Here is a 16,798-nt window from a genome sequence, read left to right as displayed (position 1 = left end):
TAACGCGTTCCGGGCGGGGGCTGAACGCCTGCCCGCCGCCGGTGCGATGGGTTCTCTGCCGTCCGGCCCGCCGCCGCGTCAGGCAGGTGGCGCGGCGCCCGCCACGCGGGCGAGGATGCCGCGCGCGAGCGCCACCTCGTCCCCGGTGACGCCGTGGCCGGCACCGGGATGGATGCGCGTCACCACCTCGGCGCCGAGCGCCCGCATCACCGCCGCCGTCTCCTGCACGCGCGGCAGCGGGATGTGCGGGTCGCGCTCGCTGCAGCCGAGCAGCACGGGCATGCCCGCGAGGACCGGCGGCCCGGCGGCGGGGGCGACCGCCTCGCCGATCAGCCCGCCGCTCAGCCCGAGCACGGCGCCGAGGCGCTGCCCGCGCCGCCGGGCGAATTCCAGCCCCAGGCAGGCACCCTGCGAGAAGCCGAGCAGCGCGATGCGCCCGGCCGGCACGCCCTCCGCCATCATCTGCTCCAGCAGCGCATGGAGCACCGACAGCGCCGATGACAGGTGCGGCTCGTTGCGCGCGACCGGCTCGGTGAAGCGGAGCGGATACCAGGTGTGGCCGGCGGCCTGCGGCGCCAGGCAGGCGAAGGTCGGCGGCGCCACCGCCCGCGCCAGCTCCAGCATCCCGTCCGCGTCGCCGCCGCGGCCATGCAGCAGGACCAGCGCCGCCGCGGCCTCGCGCGGCGGCGGCCCCGCCGTGGCGATGGGCTGGCCGGAATGGGGGCCGGTTGCTTCCGTCACCTGGGGCATCTTCCGCATCTCCCTCCGGCCGCGCGCGGGGCCGTCGCTTTCCCCGCAGGGGCGACGGCACCGGGCGCGGGATCAACGCCGCCAGCGGCGCGCTGGTGGCGCGGCGTGCAAAGCCGTTTCCCCGCGCCGTGGCCGGCAGCGCGCCGCTCCTGCGCGCCTCCGGCCCGGACCGGGGCGAGAGGGGGGGCGCTCACTCCCCGAACTCCAGCCCTTCCTTGCGGTAGATCTCCTTCACGATGCGCAGGATCAGCGCGAACTCCGGCGAGCGGTCGCCCTTGCGCACGCTCATGATGACGCGGGTCACGGCATCGGTTTCCGCCAGCGGGCGGTACACCACGTTGTCGCGCCGCAGCCGCTCGACGGAGGCCGGCACGACGCAGACCCCGGTTTCCGCCGCCACCAGGCCCAGCGCGGTCTGCAGCTCGCGCACCTCCAGCGTGGCGCGCGGCTTGGCGCCGTGGTCGCGCAGCAGGGCCAGCACCTGGTCGGCGTAGCTCGGGCGCGGCGCCTTGGGGAAGACGATCACCACCTCGTCCTCCAGCTCGCGCAGGGACAGCTCGCCGGTGCGTGAGGCCAGGCGGTGGCGCATGGGCATCGCCACGCGCAGGCGCTCCACGCGCAGGGTCGTGCGGTCCACGCCCGCGTCGTTGAACAGCACGCGGCCGAAGCCCACGTCGATGCGCCCTTCCTTCAGCGCCGCCACCTGCTCCAGCGTGGTCATCTCCAGCAGGGTCAGCTCCACCGCCGGGCGCGCCGCGCGGTAGCGGCGCAGCACCTCGGGCAGGTAGCCGTAGAGGGTGGAGGGCACGAAGCCGATGCCCAGCCGCGGCACCTCGGCCTGGCGCAGCCGGCGCGCGACGGCATGCACCTCCTCCAGCCGGTCCAGCAGCTGCACCGCCTGCTCGAAGATCACGCGCCCGGCGTCGGTCAGCGCCAGCGGCCGGCTGGTGCGGTCCAGCAGCACCAGGCCCAGCTGCTCCTCCAGCAGCTGCACGGCGCGGCTCAGCGGCGGCTGCGCGATGCGCAGCACCGCCGCCGCGCGGGTGAAGTTCCGCTCCCTCGCCACGGTGACGAAGTAGCGCAGCTGACGCAGCTCCATGCGATACCCCGAGGGTATGGACCTGACCTATTTAGTCTTGGACGCAGGTGCAAAGAAACGATGATCTCCGGGCAACGGAGGAAACCAATGGTTCACACACCAAGCGGAATGAACCGCGGTGCGGCGCCCGCCCGGCAGCCGCGCCCCATCGCGGGCCAGGCGCCCCTGCCGGCCCATCGCACCCCTTCCCCGACCCGTCACCCGCAGGAGAGCGGACATGCTGGATAACGTCCAAGCCACCGTGGACGCCGCCATCGAGGACGACGCCGCCGCCGGCGTGTTCCGCGTGGCGCGCGACATCTTCACCGATCCGGCCGTCTTCGAGCTCGAGATGAAGCACATCTTCGAGGGCAACTGGATCTACCTGGCGCACGAGAGCCAGATCCCCAACCCGAACGACTACCTGACGGGCTGGATGGGCCGGCAGCCGATCATCATCGCGCAACCGCCAGGGCAAGCTCAACGCCTTCCTGAACGCGTGCAGCCACCGCGGCGCCATGCTGTGCCGGCACAAGCGCGGCAACAAGGCCACCTACACCTGCCCGTTCCACGGCTGGACCTTCAGCAACGGCGGCAAGCTGCTCAAGGTGAAGGACCCCGAGGGCGCGGGCTACCCGGACAGCTTCAACACCGACGGCAGCCACGACCTGACGCCCGTCGCGCGCTTCGAGTCCTACCGCGGCTTCCTGTTCGGCAGCCTGAACCCCGACGTGAAGCCGCTGGTCGAGCACCTGGGCGAGGCCGCCAAGATCATCGACCTGATCGTGGACCAGTCGCCCGAGGGGCTGGAGGTGCTGCGCGGCTCCTCCACCTACGTCTACGACGGCAACTGGAAGCTGCAGACGGAGAACGGCGCCGACGGCTACCACGTCTCGGCCGTGCACTGGAACTACGCGGCCACCACCAGCCGCCGCAAGGAAGCCGAGCGCGAGGACAAGGTCCGCGCCATGAGCGCGGGCGGCTGGGGCAAGCAGGGCGGCGGCTTCTACTCCTTCGAGCACGGGCACCTGCTGCTGTGGACCACCTGGGCCAACCCGGAGGACCGCCCGAACTGGGAGCGGCGCGAGGAGCTGGCGGCGCAGTTCGGCCAGGCCCGCGCTGACTGGATGGTCGGGCGCAGCCGCAACCTGTGCCTGTACCCCAACGTGTACCTGATGGACCAGTTCTCCTCGCAGATCCGCACCTTCCGGCCGATCGCCGTGGATAAGACCGAGGTGACGATCTACTGCATCGCGCCGAAGGGCGAGCCCGCGGAGGCGCGCACCCGGCGCATCCGGCAGTACGAGGACTTCTTCAACGCCTCCGGCATGGCCACGCCCGACGACCTGGAGGAGTTCCGCGCCTGCCAGTTCTCCATGGCCGCCAGCGCGGCGCGCTGGAACGACCTGTGCCGCGGCGCCAAGCACTGGATCGAGGGCCCCGACGAGGCCGCCGCGGCCATCGGCCTCGCCCCGCTGATGAGCGGCGTGAAGACGGAGGACGAGGGCCTGTTCGTGGTGCAGCACAAGTACTGGCAGGAGGCGATGCAGCGCGCCCTGGCCAGCGACACCAAGGCCTGAGGGAGGGACGAGGCATGTCTGACGTGATGGACGCCCCGGCGCGCGCCGGCTTCTCCCGCCAGGACGCGGAGCGCTTCCTGTACCGCGAGGCCCGCGCCCTGGACGACAAGGACTGGGACGCCTGGCTGGCGCACTACGCCCCGGACGCCGAGTTCTGGATGCCCTCCTGGGACGACGACGACCGCCTGGTGGAGGACCCGAGCACGGAGATCTCGCTGATCTGGTACGGCGACCGCGGCGGGCTGGAGGACCGGGTGTTCCGCATCCGCACCGAGCGCTCCAGCGCCACCAGCCTGCCGGAGCCGCGGACCTCGCACAACATCAGCAACGTCGAGATCCTGGAGCAGGCGGGCGGGCTGGTGAAGCTGCGCTTCAACTGGGTGACCTTCAGCTTCCGCTACAAGACCACGGACACCTACTTCGGCACGTCCTTCTACACGCTGGACGTGTCGGGCGCCGAGCCGTTGATCCGCCGCAAGAAGGTGGTGCTGAAGAACGACTACATCCACCACGTCGTCGACGTCTACCACATCTGACGGCGCAGCGGACATGTCGCACAGCATCGCCCTGAACTTCGAGGACGGCGTCACCCGCTTCGTGGAGACGCGGCCCGGCGAGACGGTCGCCGACGCCTCCTACCGGCTGGGCATCAACATCCCGCTGGACTGCCGCGACGGCGCCTGCGGCACCTGCCGCTGCCGCGTCGAGTCCGGCGACTACGACGGCGGCTCCTACATCGAGGACGCGCTGACCGAGGAGGAGGCCGCGCAGGGCTTCGCGCTGGCCTGCCAGATGCGGCCGCGCTCCGACCTCGTGGTCGCCATCCCGGCCTCCTCGGCGGCGTGCAAGACCCGCGCGCAGGCCTTCGAGGCGACGCTGGAGGAGGTGACGCGGCTGTCGGACAGCAGCATCGCCTTCTCCGTCTCCGCGCCCCCCGGCCTGTCCTTCCTGCCGGGGCAGTACGTCAACCTGCGCGTGCCGGGCACGGAGCAGCACCGCTCCTACTCCTTCAGCTCCGCCCCCGGCGCGGCGCGGCTGTCCTTCCTGGTGCGCGACATCCCGAACGGGCTGATGAGCGGCTGGCTGCGCGCGGCGCAGCCCGGGGCGGCGATGCAGTTCACCGGCCCCTCGGGCAGCTTCTACCTGCGCCCGCTGCAGCGGCCGGTCCTGATGCTGGCGGGCGGCACCGGCCTGGCGCCGTTCCTGTCCATGCTGGGCCTGCTGCAGGCCGGCGGCGGGCCGGCGCACCCGGTGCACCTGGTCTACGGCGTCACCAACGACGCCGACCTGGTGGGGCTGGAGGAGCTGGAGCGCCTGGCCGCCGCCATGCCAGGCTTCACCTTCTCCACCTGCGTGGCGGCGGAGGGCAGCGCCCACCCGCGCAAGGGCTACGTCACCGCCCATGTCGCGCCGGCGCAGCTGAACGGCGGCGAGGTGGACGTCTACCTCTGCGGCCCGCCGCCGATGGTGGACGCCGTGCGCGCCTGGCTGTCGCGCGAGGGCGTCACCCCGGCCAACTTCTTCCACGAGAAGTTCTCCCCCAGCGGCGCCGGCCAGGCGGAGGCCGCCTGACATGGCGAAGCCAGGCTTCCGCGGGCGCTTCAAGGGCAAGGTGGCGCTGGTCACCGGCGCCGCGCAGGGCATCGGCCGCGAGGTCGCGCTGCGCCTGTGCCGCGAGGGCGCGCAGGTGGCGATGGTGGACCGCTCGGAGCTGGTGGCCGAGGTGGCCGCCGAGGCCGGCGCCGCGGCCCTGGCCGTCACCGCCGACCTGGAGGGCTTCGCCGGCGCGACCGCGGCGGTGGAGGCCGCCACCGCGCGCTTCGGGCGGCTGGACGTCCTGGTGAACAACGTCGGCGGCACCATCTGGGCCAAGCCCTTCGCCGAGTACGGCGAGGCCGAGATCGAGGCGGAGATCCGCCGCTCGCTGTTCCCCACCCTGTGGTGCTGCCGCGCGGCGCTGCCGGCGCTGCTGGCGCACGGCAAGGGCGGGGTCATCGTCAACGTGTCCTCCGTGGCCACGCGCGGCATCAACCGCGTGCCCTACGCGGCGGCCAAGGGCGGCGTGAATGCGCTGACCGCCTCGCTGGCCTGGGAATACGCGCAGGCGGGCATCCGCGTCTGCGCGGTGGCGCCGGGCGGCACGGAGGCGCCGCCGCGGCGCATCCCGCGCAACGCCAAGGCGCCGCAGCAGACGGAACAGGAAGGCGCCTGGTGGGCGGAGGTGGTGGCGCAGACCAAGGCCTCCAGCCTCATGGGCCGCTACGGCACCATCGCCGAGCAGGTGGCCGCCATCCTGTTCCTGGCCTCGGACGAGGCCTCATACATCACCGGCGTCACCCTGCCCGTCGCGGGCGGTGACCTCGGCTGAGCAACCCCATCCCGAGAGGAGGAGCGTGAAGTGAGCGACAGCCTGATGGAGACCAAGGAGGTCAAGGACCTCCTGATGAAGGTGAGCGGCCTGAACAACGCCGAGGGCGACGTGCGGCTGAAGCGGATCATCCACCGCGCCGTGTCCGGCGCGTTCCGCCTCATCGAGGAGTTCGACGTGCAGCCCGACGAGTTCTGGGCCGCGATGGGCTACCTGACCCGCCTGGGCCAGGCCAACGAGGTGGGGCTGCTCGTGCCCGGCCTGGGGCTGGAGACCTTCCTCGACCTGCGGCTGGACGAGGCCGAGCGCAAGGCCGGCATCGAGGGCGGCACGCCGCGCACCATCGAGGGCCCGCTGTGGATCGAGGGCGCGCCCCTGTCGGACGGCGAGGCGCGGCTGGACGACGGCAGCGAGCAGGGCGAGGTCCTGTTCATGGACGGCCAGGTCCGCGACATGGACGGCGCCCCGGTGGCCAACGCCATCGTGGACGTGTGGCACGCCAACACCATGGGCGGCTATTCCTTCTTCGACCCCACGCAGCCCAAGTACAACCTGCGCCGCCGCATCCGGACGGACGCCGAGGGGCGCTACCGCTTCCGCTCCATCCTGCCCGCCGGCTACGCCTGCCCGCCGGACGGCGCCACCCAGGCGCTGCTGGACAAGATCGGCCGCCACGGCCGGCGCCCGGCCCACATCCACTTCTTCGTCACCGCGCCCGGCTTCCGCAAGCTGACGACGCAGATCAACATCGACGGCGACGCCTACCTGCATGACGACTTCGCCTTCGCCACCCGCGACGGCCTCATCCCCGAGGTCCGCCGCGTGAGCGACGCGGCGAAGGTGCACGAGAAGGGCCTGAACGCGCCCTACGCGGAGATCACCTTCGACTTCGTGATGCACGCCGAGCAGGGCGCCGCCCCGAAGACCGAGGTCGTCCGGGCCCACGCCCCGGCCGGCTGACGGCACCCGGCGGCGCGCGGCACCGCGCGCCGCCCCCTTCACCCTACCCGAACGGACCCTCCCGATGCCCGACAGCACGTTCCCCGTGCAGGCCGACCTGCGCCCCGACCTCGCCATCCGCGAGGTGCGGACGACCATCGTGGACGTGCCGACGGTGCGGCGCCACAAGCTGTCCAACACCGCCGTCACCGCGCAGGGCTACGTCATCGTGGAGCTGCGGCTGGAGAACGGCGTCACCGGCATCGGCGAGGCGGCGACGCTGGGCGGCCCGCGCTGGGCCGAGGAAAGCGTGGAGGCCATCAAGGCCAACATCGACGCCTACCTGGCCCCGGCCATCCTGGGCCAGCCCGCCGACCGCATCGAGGCGGCCGGCGCGCGCCTGGACGCCGCGGCCAAGCGCAACAACGCCGCCAAGGGCGCCATCGAGTCCGCCCTGTTCGACGCGCTGGGCAAGACGCTGGGCGTGCCGGCCGCCGCGCTGCTGGGCGGCGTGGTGCGCGACCGCGTGCCCGTGCTGTGGACGCTGGCTTCCGGCGACCCCGCGCAGGAGATCGAGGAAGCCCAGGGCAAGCTGGAGCGCCGCCTCCACGACACCTTCAAGGTCAAGGTCGGCGCGCAGGAGCCCGCGGCCGACATGGCCCGGCTGCGCCGCCTGGCCGCGGCGCTGGAAGGCCGCGCGCGCCTGGTGGTGGACGCCAACCAGGCCTGGGGCCGCCCGGTGGCGCTGCGCTGCCTGGCCGAGATGGCGGAGATGGGCGTGGCCCTGGTCGAGCAGCCCGTGCCGGCCGAGGACCTCACCGGCCTCGCCGCGCTGCGCGCGCGTTCCGCCGTGCCGCTGATGGCCGATGAATGCGTGTTCTCGGCGGCCGACATGCTGGAGGTGGCGCGACGCGACGCCGCCGACGTCGTCTCGCTGAAGCTGGTGAAGCATGGCGGGCTGCGGGCGCTGCAACGCGTGGCCGGCATCGCCGAGGCCGCGGGCATCGGCCTGTATGGCGGCTGCCTGCTGGAAAGCTCGGTCGGCGCCGCCGCGCACCTGCACGCCTTCGCCGGGCTGCGCGCCCTGGAATGGGGCTGCGAGCACTTCGGACCGCAGATCCTGGTCGAGGACCTGGTGACCGAGCCGCTGCGCTTCGAGGACTTCCACATCCACCTGCCCGCCGGCCCCGGCCTGGGCGTGACGCTGGACCAGGACAAGCTGCACCGCTTCGCGCGGCGCTGAGGAGAAGACCGATGCTCTACCACGTGAGGATGGACGTGCGCGTGCCGCGCGACATGGAGCCCGCCGCCTTCGAGGCGCTGAAGGCCACGGAGAAGGCCCGCGCCGAGAAGCTGCAGCGCAGCGGCGAATGGGTGCACCTGTGGCGCATCGCCGGGGCCTACGCGAACGTCAGCATCTTCGACGTGCCGGACCACGATGCGCTGCACGCCATCCTGTCCACCCTGCCGCTGTTCCCCTTCATGGAGATCACGGTCACCCCCCTCGCGCGGCACCCGTCCGCCATCGCCTGACGCAACCAAGAAAACGGAGGACACGTCCATGAACAACATCGCTTCCCGCCGCGGCCTGCTGGCCGCCTCCACCCTGGCGCCCGCGGCGCTGCTGGCCGCGCCCGCCCTCGCGCAGGGCGCGCCGGTGCGCATCGGGCTGATGCTGCCCTTCTCGGGCACCTTCGCCTCGCTGGGCGAGAACATCGCCGCCGCCTTCGAGATGTTCCTGGCCGAGAAGGGCGGCCGCCTCGGCGGGCGGCCCATCCAGGTGGTGCGGCTGGACGACGAGTCCGACCCCGCGAAGTCGGTGCAGAACGTCAACCGCCTGGTGGCGCGCGAGCGCGTGGGCGCGCTGGTTGGCACCGTGCATTCCGGCGTGGTGATGGCGATGGTGCAGGCCAGCCGCGAGCGCGGCGTGCCGCTGATCATCCCCAACGCCGGCAACGCCGCGGCGACGCGCGAGCTGTGCGCGCCGACCGTGTTCCGCACCTCCTTCACCAACTGGCAGCCGGCCTTCGCCATCGGCAAGTCGCTGGCCGACCGCGGCGTGCGCCGCGCCGCCTGGGTCACCTGGGACTACGCCGCCGGCAAGGAGGCGACGGAGGGCTTCCGCGAGGGCCTGCGCTCCGGCGGCGCCGAGCTGGTGCGCGAGCTGATGCTGCCCTTCCCGGAGAACAACTTCCAGCCGATCCTGGCGCAGCTGCCGGGCCTGAACGTCGAGGCGGTGGGCGCCTTCTTCGCCGGCGGCGGCGCCGTGCAGTTCGTGCGCGACTACGCCTCCGCCGGGCTGAAGGACCGCCTGCCGCTGGTCGGCTCGGGCTTCCTGACCGAGGGCACGCTGGCCGCCCAGGGCCCGGCCGCCGAGGGCGTGCGCACCGCGCTGCACTACGGCGACGGCATCCAGACCGAGCGCAACATCGGCTTCCGCCGCGCCTTCCGCGAGCGCACGGGCCGCGAGGCGGACGTCTACGCCGTGCAGGGCTATGACGCCGGCCAGCTCCTGGCCGCCGGGCTGGAGGCCACCCGCGGCGACATCGCCGCCGAGCGCGCGCTGGTGGCGGCGATGCGCGCCGCGCGCATCGACAGCCCGCGCGGCACCTTCACCCTCTCGCCCCAGCACAACCCGGTGCAGGACATCTACCTGCGCGAGGCGCGCGGCGGCCAGAACATGGTGATCGGCGTCGCCGCCGAGCGCCTGTCCGACCCCGGCACCGGCTGCCGCATGCCGGCCGCCTGACGCGCGACGAAGGGAGAGAACGACGATGTCCGGCCTGGCCGCGCAGCTCCTCAACGGGCTGCAATACGGGCTGCTGCTGTTCCTGATCAGCAGCGGCCTCACCCTCATCTTCGGCGTCATGGGGGTGATCAACCTCGCCCATGGCAGCCTGTTCATGATCGGCGCCTACATCGCCTTCGTGGTGGTGGGCGGCACGGGCTCGCTCTGGCTCGCCCTGCCCGCGGCCATCCTGGGGGGGCTGGCGCTGGGCGCGCTGCTGGAGCGCGGGCTGTTCCGCCGCTTCTACCACCGCGAGCACCTGGACCAGGTGCTGCTGACCTTCGCGCTGATCCTGCTGTTCGAGGAAGCGCGCTCCATGCTGCTGGGCAACGACTTCCACTCCGTGCCGGTGCCCGCCGCGCTGGATGTCGCGGTGCCGATGGTGGGCGAGTTCTCCTACTCCGCCTACCGCCTCGCGGTGCTGCTGGCCTGCCTGGCGGTGGCGGCGGCGATGTTCCTGTCCATCGAGCGCACGCGCATCGGCTCGGCCATCCGCGCCGCCGCCGAGAAGCCGGAGATGGTGGAGCTGCTGGGCCTGGATGCGCGGCGCATCCACATGGTCGTCTTCGCCGTGGGCACCGCGCTGGCGATGCTGGCCGGGGCGCTCGCCGCGCCGCTGCACTCGGTCTACCCGAACATGGGGCATGGCTTCCTCATCATCTGCTTCGTGGTGGTGGTGGTGGGCGGCGTGGGCTCCATCGCCGGGGCCTTCTGGGGCGCGCTGCTGATCGGCGTGGTGGACACCCTGTCCAAGGCCTACCTGCCCTTCGCCTCCGGGCTTGCCGTCTACGTCCTCATGGCCGCGGTGCTGCTCTGGCGCCCCACCGGCCTCTTCGCGCGGAGCTGACGCCATGCTGACCATCGCCGGCCGCAACGGCACCATGGCGCTCGGCGCCGCCGCGCTCGCGGTGGCCGCGCTGCCCCTCTTCGCCGACCCCTACTACCTGGAGCTGGCCTCCACCGCCCTCGTCCTCGCGATGTTCGCGCTCAGCCTGCAATTGCTGGTGGGCGTGACGGGGCTGGTGAGCCTGGGCCACGCCGCCTTCTTCGGCGTCGGCGCCTACACCATCCACCTGCTCGGCGTCTTCGGCGCCGCGCCTTCGGTGCTGCTCAGCATCCCCTCGGCGATGATCCTGGCGGCGCTGGCGGCCTTCGCGGTGGGCGCGCTGTCGCTGCGCACCCGCGGCTTCTTCTTCCTGATGACGACGCTGGCCTTCGGGCAGATGCTGTTCTTCGTGTTCCACGACACGCCGCTGGGCGGCGGCGCCGACGGCGTCTTCGTCACCCGGCCCTCCTTCAGCATCTTCGGGCTGGAATGGACGGTGTCCCGCCAGGACCGGCCGACGGTGATGCTGCTGCTGAACCTCGGCGTGCTGGTGGCGATGTATGCTGGCATGGCCACCCTGCTGCGCACCATGTTCGGCCGCGCGCTGCTGGGCATCCGCGCCAACGAGCACCGCATGCGCTCCATGGGCTTCGACACCTACTGGCTGCAGCTCAGCGCCTTCACCCTGGCCGGCGCGCTGGCCGGGCTGGCGGGGCACATGTGGGGCATGACGCAGGCCTTCGTCAGCCCCGAGCTGCTGGCCTGGCACCGCAGCGCCGAGGCGCTGCTGATGATCCTGCTGGGTGGGCTGGGCGCGCTGCACGGCCCCATCCTGGGCGCCTTCGCCTTCGTCGGCCTGGGCGAGATCGCCGGCCAGCTCACCGAGCGGCAGCGGCTGGTCGAGGGGCTGGTCATCCTGGCGGTGGTGCTCGGGCTGCGGCACGGCATCGTCGGCATCCGCCTGCCCGCCTTCCGCCGCATCCCCGCCCCCACCCCCGCCAAGGAGGCCGCGCCATGACCGTCGCCGCCATGGAGGCCGTCGGCCTCACCCGCCGCTTCGGCGGACTGGTCGCCGTGAACGAGGTGAACCTGGCGCTGCTGGTGGGCGAGCTGCACGCCGTCATCGGCCCGAACGGCGCCGGCAAGAGCACGCTCACCAACCTCCTCTCGGGCGAGCTGCGGCCGAGCTCGGGCAAGCTGCTGCTGCACGGGGCGGAGGTGGGCGACTGGCCCTCCTGGCGCTTCGCCCGCGCCGGGGTCGGCCGCTCCTTCCAGCGCACCAACGTGCTGAAGCCGATGACGGTGCGCGAGAACGTGCGCCTCGCCGCCCAGGCGCGCCTGACGCCGATCCGCCGCTATCTCAGCGTGGCGACGGAGGAGCACGCGCCGGGCGAGGCGGCGGAGGCCGCGCTGGAGCGGGTGGGCCTCGCCGCCTCCATCCACCGCACCGCCGGCACGCTGAGCCACGGCCAGCTGCGCCAGCTGGAGATCGCCATGGCGCTGGCCGCCGGCCCCACCGTGCTGCTGCTCGACGAGCCGCTGGCCGGCATGGGGCCTGAGGAAAGCGAGCGCCTGGCCCTGCTGCTGAAGGAGCTCGCGGCCGACCACGCCGTGATGCTGATCGAGCACGACATGGACGTGGTCTTCGCGGTCGCCGACCGCGTGACCGTGATGGTGGACGGGCGGGTGCTGGAATCCGGCCCGCCCGCGCACATCCGCAACGCGGCGTCGGTGCGCGACGCCTATCTGGGGCATGCCGCATGAGCGCCGCGATCCTTGAAGCCGGGGCCGTCAAGGCCGGCTATGGTGCCGGCATGGTGCTGCACGGCATTGATTTCTCCGTCCGCCCCGGGGAGGCGGTGGGGCTGATGGGGCGCAACGGCATGGGCAAGACCACGCTGCTGCGCACCATGCTGGGCCTGCTGCCGCTGCGCGGCGGCCGCGTGGCGATGGACGGCGCCGACATCTCGCGCGAGGCGCCGTTCCGCCGCATCCGGCGCGGCATCGCCGTGGTGCCGGAAGGGCGCGGCGTCTTCGCCAGCCTCACGGTGCCGGAGAACCTGCGGCTGGCGGCGCGGCCGGGCGTGGACGGCTCCCGCCGCTGGACGGAGGAGCGGGTGCTCGACACCTTCCCCCGGTTGAAGGAGCGCCTGTCCAACCGCGGCGACCAGCTCTCGGGCGGCGAGCAGCAGATGCTGGCCATCGGCCGCGCGCTGATGACGAACCCGCGGCTGCTGATCCTCGACGAGGCGACGGAGGGGCTGGCCCCGCTGATCCGCGACGAGATCTGGCGCGTCATCGCCACCATCCGCGAGACCGGCATCGCCACCATCGTGGTGGACAAGACGGTGGCCTCCATCCTCTCGCTGGTGGACCGCTCGGTGGTGATCGTGAAGGGCGCCGTGGTGTTCGACGGCCCGCCCGCGGCCTTGCAGGCGGACGAGGCGCTGATGCACCGCTGCCTGGGCGTGTGAGGGGATGCGGCCCCGCGGCACGGAACTGGCGAACGGCGCCATCGGATTCCTGTTCGCCGCGTCCGGGCCGCTCGCCATCATCCTGTCGGCCGGGGCGGCGGGCGGGCTGGACGCCGCGCGCCTGTCCTCCTGGGTGTTCGGCGTCTTCGCGGTGAACGGCGCGCTGACCCTGGCGATGAGCGCCTGGTTCCGCATGCCGCTGTGCTTCTTCTGGACCATCCCGGGCACCGTGCTGGTCGCCGGCGCATTGCAGCGCCTGCCCTTCGAGGAGGTGGTGGGCGCCTACCTCGCGACGGCGGCGCTGATCCTCGCGGTGGGGCTGAGCGGACTGGTCGGGCGCGCCATGCGCCTGGTGCCCATGCCCATCGTGATGGCGATGGTGGCCGGCGTGTTCCTGCGCTTCGGGCTGGACCTGGTGCACGCCCTGCACGACGACGCCGCGCTGGCCGCGCCGATGGTGCTGGCCTTCGTGCTGCTCTCCGCCGCGCCGGCGCTGGGCCGCCGCCTGCCGCCGGTGATCGGCGCCCTGCTGGTGGGCGCCGCGCTGGTGCTGCTGCTGGGCCGCGCGGAGCTGCCCCCAGGCTTCAGCCTCGCCTTCGCGCGGCCGGTGCCGGTGATGCCGCGCTTCGGCTGGGAGGCGATGGGCGCCCTGGTGGTGCCGCTCGCCGTCACGGTGCTGGTGGTGCAGAACGGCCAGGGCTTCGCCGTGCTGCGGGCGCAGGGCCACCAGCCGCCGGCCGACGCCGTCACCACCGCCTGCGGAATCGGCTCCCTGCTGGCGGCGCTGGTGGGGGCGGTCAGCACCTGCCTGGCCGGGCCGACCAACGCCCTCGTCGCGCAGGGCACGCAGCGGGAGCGCCACTACCTGGGCGCGATGGTCACCGGCACCCTGGCGGTGGGCTTCGGCCTGCTGGCACCGGCGGTGACCGGGCTGATGCTCGCCGCGCCGCGGGTGTTCGTCGTCGCCCTCGCCGGGCTGGCGATGCTGCGCGTGCTGCAGGCCACCTTCGTCGCCGCCTTCGCGCATCGCTGCGCGCTGGGCGCCCTGGTCTGCTTCCTCGTCACCGTCGCCGACCGGCCGCTGCTGGGCATCGGCGCCGCCTTCTGGGGGCTGCTCGCCGGCCTCCTCGCCGCCCGCGTCCTCGAGCCCGCCGACCTGCGGGCCGAGGCCGCCCCCACCCCTTCCCCACGGAGTGCTCCATGACCCCCGCCGTCATCGCCGTCGCCATCACCGGCTCCGTCCCGCGCAAGCGCGACAACCCCGCCCTGCCCGTCACGCCCGAGGAGCAGGTCCGCAGCACGCGCGAGGCCTTCGAGGCCGGCGCCTCGCTGGTGCACATCCACGTGCGCGCCCCCGACGAGAGCCCCTCCTCCGACCCCGCGCTGTTCGCCGCGGTGCAGGAGGGGGTGCGCCGGCACTGCCCGGGGATGATCGTGCAGTTCTCCACCGGCGGCCGCGGGCGCGACCCCTCGCAGCGCGGCAACGCGCTGGAGCTGCGGCCCGACATGGCCTCGCTGTCCACCGGCTCGGTGAACTTCCCCACCATCGTCTACGAGAACCCGGCCGCCCTGGTGACCGACCTGGCGACGCGGATGCAGGCCAATGCGGTGCGGCCGGAGATCGAGATCTTCGACCTGTCGCACCTGCACGGCGCGCGCCGGCTGGTGGATGCGGGGCTGATGGACGAGCGCCCGCACGTGCAGTTCGTCATGGGCGTGAAGAACGCCATGCCGGCCGAGGAGCACCTGCTGGACCTGATGCTGGGCGAGCTGCGCCGCGTCCTGCCCCACGCGACCTGGACGGCCGCGGGCATCGGCGCCCAGCAGGCGCGGGTGATGGAATGGGCGCTGGCGCGCGGCGCCGACGGCGTGCGCACCGGGATGGAGGACAACATCCGCGTCTCGCGCGAGCGCCTGGCGTCTGGCAACGCCGAGCTGGTGCGGCTGGCGGCCGAGGCGCTGGCGCGGCACGGGCGCCGTCCCGCCACCCCCGCCGAGGCGCGCTCCATGCTGGGCCTGGGGGTGGCGGCATGAGGCGCCGCTCCGCCCTCGCCCTGCTGGGGGCATCGCTGGCCGCGCCGGCCGGCGCGCAGCCCGCCTGGCCCGACCGCCCGGTGCGCCTGCTGGTGCCCTTCCCGCCCGGCGGCGCCATCGACGCCATGGCCCGCCTGCTGGCGCCGCGGATGTCCGAGGCGCTGGGCCGCCCCGTGGTGGTGGAGAACCGCCCGGGCGCCGGCGGCACCACCGGCACCGCGGCGGCGCTGCAGGCGCAGGACGGCCACACGCTGCTGATGGTGTCCATCGGCCACGCGGTGAACCCGGCGCTGTACCCGCGCCTGCCCTACGACAGCGTGGCGGACTTCGTCTCCATCGCCCCCGTGGCCGTGGTGCCCAACATCCTGGTGGTGCCGGCGGACCGGCCCTGGCGGGACGTCGCGGCGCTGGCGGCGGCGGCGCGCCGCCAGCCGGGGGTGCTCACCTACGGCTCGGCCGGCAGCGGCACCTCCATCCACCTGGCGGGCGCGCTGTTCAGCGCGCTGGCCGAGGTGGAGATGACCCACGTGCCCTATCGCGGCTCGGGCCCTGCGGTGGCCGACCTGCTGGCCGGCCGGCTGGACCTGATGTTCGACAGCGTCACCTCCGCCGGGCCGCACGTCGCGGCCGGGCGGCTGCGCGCCCTGGCGGTGACCACGCGCCGCCGCAGCCGCGCCGGGCCCGACCTGCCGACCATGGCCGAGGCCGGGGTGGCGGGCTACGCGGTGGACCCCTGGTTCGCCATGCTGGCGCCGCGCCACCTGCCCGAGGCGGCGCGCGCCCCGCTGGAGGCGCTGGTGAGCGGCCTGCTGCGCGACGAGGAGATGGTGCGCCGCCTCGCCGCCATCGGCGCCGAGCCGATGGAGGGCGGCGCCGCCGCGCTGGACGCGCTGCGGGCGGAGGAGACGGTGAAGTGGACCGGCATCGCCCGGCGGTTCGACATCCGGGCCGAGTGAAGGGGGCCGGCTTCGGCCGGCCTCAGTCCAGCGTCAGCCCCATCTCCGTCACGATGGGGCGCCAGCGCTCGGTTTCCTCGCGGATCATGCGGGCGAACTCGGCGCGGCCGGCGAAGCGGGTCAGGATGGCCTGGTTGCGGAAGGTCTCCTGCACGCCGGGGTCCTCCAGCGCCGCGCGCACGGCGCGCTCCAGCGCCTCCGCCACCGGGGCGGGCGTGCCGGCGCGGACCACGAAGCCCTGCCAGCCGGGGATGACCAGCCGCTCCAGCCCCTGCTCGCGCGCCGTGGGCACCTGGGGCATCAGCGGGTGGCGCTCGGCGTTCAGGAAGGCCAGGGCCTTCACCCGGCCGCTGTCCACCTGCGCCTTCGCCAGGTTGATGCCGTCGATCATCAGCTGCGCGCGGCCGCCCAGCATGTCCTGCAGGGCGGGGGCCGAGCCGCGGTAGTGCACCACCTCCAGCTCCACCCCCGCCTGGCGGCGGAACAGCTCGAAGGCCAGGTGGGTGATGGAGCCGGGCCCGGCGGACGCGAAGTTCAGCCGCCCGGGCTGGGCGCGGGCCAGGGCGACGAACTCGGCCAGGGTGTTGGCGGGCAGCGCGGCGGGCACCATCAGGAACAGCCCGCCGATGGTCACCGCCGCCAGCGCCTCCAGCTCGCGCACCGGGTCGAAGGGCAGGTTGCGGTACAGCAGCGGGTTCACGCCGATGACGGCGTTGTTGACGTGGCCGAAGACGTAGCCGTCGGCCGGCGCCTTGGCCACCGCGTCCAGCCCCAGGTTGCCGTTGGCGCCGCCGCGGTTCTCCACCGCCACCGGCTGGCCCAGCAGCTCGCCCATGCGCTGGGCGATGGGGCGCGCCACCAGGTCGCTGCCGCCACCGGGCGGGAAGCCGACCACCAGCCGGATGGGCCGGGAGGGGAAGCGCTCCTGCGCCAGCGCCAGGCCGGGCGCGGCGAGCAGCGGCAGCGCCAGGGCGGCGCGGCGGGTGGGGTGCATGGACGGGGCCT

The 16,798-nt window shown here is 73.6% G+C and carries 18 protein-coding genes; 15 read left to right on the top strand and 3 right to left on the bottom strand.

Annotated features, from left to right (window positions below):
• Window positions 1-78: 78 nt before the first annotated feature.
• On the bottom strand, window positions 79-759 hold the full coding sequence (locus tag ACI6QG_RS06040; protein WP_407023672.1) for an alpha/beta hydrolase: 681 nt from the start codon (window positions 757-759) through the stop codon (window positions 79-81).
• A gap of 181 nt (window positions 760-940) precedes the next feature.
• Window positions 941-1,849, bottom strand: coding sequence for a LysR family transcriptional regulator (locus tag ACI6QG_RS06035; protein WP_407023671.1), 909 nt, complete (start codon window positions 1,847-1,849; stop codon window positions 941-943).
• 497 nt (window positions 1,850-2,346) lie between these two features.
• Here ACI6QG_RS06035 and ACI6QG_RS06030 point away from each other — a divergent pair, with 497 nt between their 5' ends.
• The 15 genes from ACI6QG_RS06030 (at window position 2,347) to ACI6QG_RS05960 (ending at window position 15,793) form a co-directional block, all read left to right on the top strand.
• A complete protein-coding gene (locus ACI6QG_RS06030) occupies window positions 2,347-3,408 on the top strand; it encodes an SRPBCC family protein (RefSeq protein ID WP_407023670.1) in 1,062 nt (353 codons plus the stop codon).
• Between the two features lie 14 nt (window positions 3,409-3,422).
• Entirely contained in the window at window positions 3,423-3,944 is a 522-nt protein-coding gene (benB, locus tag ACI6QG_RS06025) for a benzoate 1,2-dioxygenase small subunit (RefSeq protein WP_407023669.1), read from the top strand.
• A 13-nt stretch (window positions 3,945-3,957) separates the two neighbouring features.
• On the top strand, window positions 3,958-4,980 hold the full coding sequence (gene benC / locus ACI6QG_RS06020; protein ID WP_407023668.1) for a benzoate 1,2-dioxygenase electron transfer component BenC: 1,023 nt from the start codon (window positions 3,958-3,960) through the stop codon (window positions 4,978-4,980).
• 1 nt (window position 4,981) lies between these two features.
• Window positions 4,982-5,776 carry a 1,6-dihydroxycyclohexa-2,4-diene-1-carboxylate dehydrogenase gene (locus tag ACI6QG_RS06015; protein ID WP_407023667.1) on the top strand — a complete coding sequence of 265 codons (795 nt, stop codon included), beginning with the start codon at window positions 4,982-4,984 and terminating at the stop codon, window positions 5,774-5,776.
• Window positions 5,777-5,806: 30 nt separating this feature from the next.
• Window positions 5,807-6,736: a catechol 1,2-dioxygenase gene (catA, locus tag ACI6QG_RS06010; protein ID WP_407023666.1), complete on the top strand. Its 930-nt coding sequence runs from the start codon at window positions 5,807-5,809 to the stop codon at window positions 6,734-6,736.
• A gap of 64 nt (window positions 6,737-6,800) precedes the next feature.
• Window positions 6,801-7,958, top strand: coding sequence for a muconate/chloromuconate family cycloisomerase (locus tag ACI6QG_RS06005; RefSeq protein WP_407023665.1), 1,158 nt, complete (start codon window positions 6,801-6,803; stop codon window positions 7,956-7,958).
• Window positions 7,959-7,969: 11 nt separating this feature from the next.
• Complete coding sequence (catC, locus tag ACI6QG_RS06000) at window positions 7,970-8,248, top strand: muconolactone Delta-isomerase (protein ID WP_407023664.1); 279 nt, start codon at window positions 7,970-7,972, stop codon at window positions 8,246-8,248.
• Window positions 8,249-8,276: 28 nt separating this feature from the next.
• Window positions 8,277-9,464 carry an ABC transporter substrate-binding protein gene (locus ACI6QG_RS05995; RefSeq protein WP_407023663.1) on the top strand — a complete coding sequence of 396 codons (1,188 nt, stop codon included), beginning with the start codon at window positions 8,277-8,279 and terminating at the stop codon, window positions 9,462-9,464.
• Between the two features lie 25 nt (window positions 9,465-9,489).
• The gene (locus tag ACI6QG_RS05990) at window positions 9,490-10,350 is read left to right on the top strand and encodes a branched-chain amino acid ABC transporter permease (RefSeq protein ID WP_407023662.1); all 861 of its coding nucleotides are present in this window, start codon (window positions 9,490-9,492) and stop codon (window positions 10,348-10,350) included.
• Between the two features lie 4 nt (window positions 10,351-10,354).
• Entirely contained in the window at window positions 10,355-11,347 is a 993-nt protein-coding gene (locus ACI6QG_RS05985) for a branched-chain amino acid ABC transporter permease (protein ID WP_407023661.1), read from the top strand.
• Complete coding sequence (locus ACI6QG_RS05980) at window positions 11,344-12,093, top strand: ABC transporter ATP-binding protein (RefSeq protein ID WP_407023660.1); 750 nt, start codon at window positions 11,344-11,346, stop codon at window positions 12,091-12,093. Before ACI6QG_RS05985 ends, ACI6QG_RS05980 begins: the two co-directional genes overlap by 4 nt.
• Window positions 12,090-12,803 carry an ABC transporter ATP-binding protein gene (locus tag ACI6QG_RS05975; protein WP_407023659.1) on the top strand — a complete coding sequence of 238 codons (714 nt, stop codon included), beginning with the start codon at window positions 12,090-12,092 and terminating at the stop codon, window positions 12,801-12,803. Before ACI6QG_RS05980 ends, ACI6QG_RS05975 begins: the two co-directional genes overlap by 4 nt.
• 4 nt (window positions 12,804-12,807) lie before the next feature.
• Window positions 12,808-14,007 (top strand): benzoate/H(+) symporter BenE family transporter, encoded by a 1,200-nt coding sequence (locus tag ACI6QG_RS05970; protein ID WP_407023658.1) that lies wholly within the window; start codon window positions 12,808-12,810, stop codon window positions 14,005-14,007.
• Window positions 14,004-14,837, top strand: a complete 834-nt coding sequence (locus ACI6QG_RS05965; RefSeq protein ID WP_407023657.1) for a 3-oxoadipate:acetyl-CoA acetyltransferase — start codon at window positions 14,004-14,006, stop codon at window positions 14,835-14,837. The genes ACI6QG_RS05970 and ACI6QG_RS05965 overlap by 4 nt, the downstream gene beginning before the upstream one ends.
• A complete protein-coding gene (locus ACI6QG_RS05960) occupies window positions 14,834-15,793 on the top strand; it encodes a tripartite tricarboxylate transporter substrate-binding protein (protein WP_407023656.1) in 960 nt (319 codons plus the stop codon). The genes ACI6QG_RS05965 and ACI6QG_RS05960 overlap by 4 nt, the downstream gene beginning before the upstream one ends.
• 22 nt (window positions 15,794-15,815) lie before the next feature.
• Here the strand turns inward: ACI6QG_RS05960 and ACI6QG_RS05955 are convergent, their stop codons facing one another.
• Complete coding sequence (locus ACI6QG_RS05955; RefSeq protein WP_407023655.1) at window positions 15,816-16,787, bottom strand: Bug family tripartite tricarboxylate transporter substrate binding protein; 972 nt, start codon at window positions 16,785-16,787, stop codon at window positions 15,816-15,818.
• Window positions 16,788-16,798 lie beyond the last annotated feature (11 nt).

Source organism: Sabulicella flocculans (genome assembly GCF_045449635.1).
Classification (GTDB): domain Bacteria; phylum Pseudomonadota; class Alphaproteobacteria; order Acetobacterales; family Acetobacteraceae; genus Roseococcus.
This window is presented reverse-complemented; position numbering and strand designations above follow the sequence as displayed.

Bases quoted from the DNA above. Each gene is read 5' to 3' on its own strand.
- ACI6QG_RS06040 (WP_407023672.1), bottom strand. From the start codon at position 759: ATGCGGAAGATGCCCCAGGTGACGGAAGCAACCGGCCCCCATTCCGGC.
- ACI6QG_RS06035 (WP_407023671.1), bottom strand. From the start codon at position 1,849: ATGGAGCTGCGTCAGCTGCGCTACTTCGTCACCGTGGCGAGGGAGCGG.
- ACI6QG_RS06030 (WP_407023670.1), top strand. From the start codon at position 2,347: ATGCTGTGCCGGCACAAGCGCGGCAACAAGGCCACCTACACCTGCCCG.
- benB (WP_407023669.1), top strand. From the start codon at position 3,423: ATGTCTGACGTGATGGACGCCCCGGCGCGCGCCGGCTTCTCCCGCCAG.
- benC (WP_407023668.1), top strand. From the start codon at position 3,958: ATGTCGCACAGCATCGCCCTGAACTTCGAGGACGGCGTCACCCGCTTC.
- ACI6QG_RS06015 (WP_407023667.1), top strand. From the start codon at position 4,982: ATGGCGAAGCCAGGCTTCCGCGGGCGCTTCAAGGGCAAGGTGGCGCTG.
- ACI6QG_RS06005 (WP_407023665.1), top strand. From the start codon at position 6,801: ATGCCCGACAGCACGTTCCCCGTGCAGGCCGACCTGCGCCCCGACCTC.
- catC (WP_407023664.1), top strand. From the start codon at position 7,970: ATGCTCTACCACGTGAGGATGGACGTGCGCGTGCCGCGCGACATGGAG.
- ACI6QG_RS05995 (WP_407023663.1), top strand. From the start codon at position 8,277: ATGAACAACATCGCTTCCCGCCGCGGCCTGCTGGCCGCCTCCACCCTG.
- ACI6QG_RS05990 (WP_407023662.1), top strand. From the start codon at position 9,490: ATGTCCGGCCTGGCCGCGCAGCTCCTCAACGGGCTGCAATACGGGCTG.
- ACI6QG_RS05985 (WP_407023661.1), top strand. From the start codon at position 10,355: ATGCTGACCATCGCCGGCCGCAACGGCACCATGGCGCTCGGCGCCGCC.
- ACI6QG_RS05980 (WP_407023660.1), top strand. From the start codon at position 11,344: ATGACCGTCGCCGCCATGGAGGCCGTCGGCCTCACCCGCCGCTTCGGC.
- ACI6QG_RS05975 (WP_407023659.1), top strand. From the start codon at position 12,090: ATGAGCGCCGCGATCCTTGAAGCCGGGGCCGTCAAGGCCGGCTATGGT.
- ACI6QG_RS05970 (WP_407023658.1), top strand. From the start codon at position 12,808: ATGCGGCCCCGCGGCACGGAACTGGCGAACGGCGCCATCGGATTCCTG.
- ACI6QG_RS05965 (WP_407023657.1), top strand. From the start codon at position 14,004: ATGACCCCCGCCGTCATCGCCGTCGCCATCACCGGCTCCGTCCCGCGC.
- ACI6QG_RS05960 (WP_407023656.1), top strand. From the start codon at position 14,834: ATGAGGCGCCGCTCCGCCCTCGCCCTGCTGGGGGCATCGCTGGCCGCG.
- ACI6QG_RS05955 (WP_407023655.1), bottom strand. From the start codon at position 16,787: ATGCACCCCACCCGCCGCGCCGCCCTGGCGCTGCCGCTGCTCGCCGCG.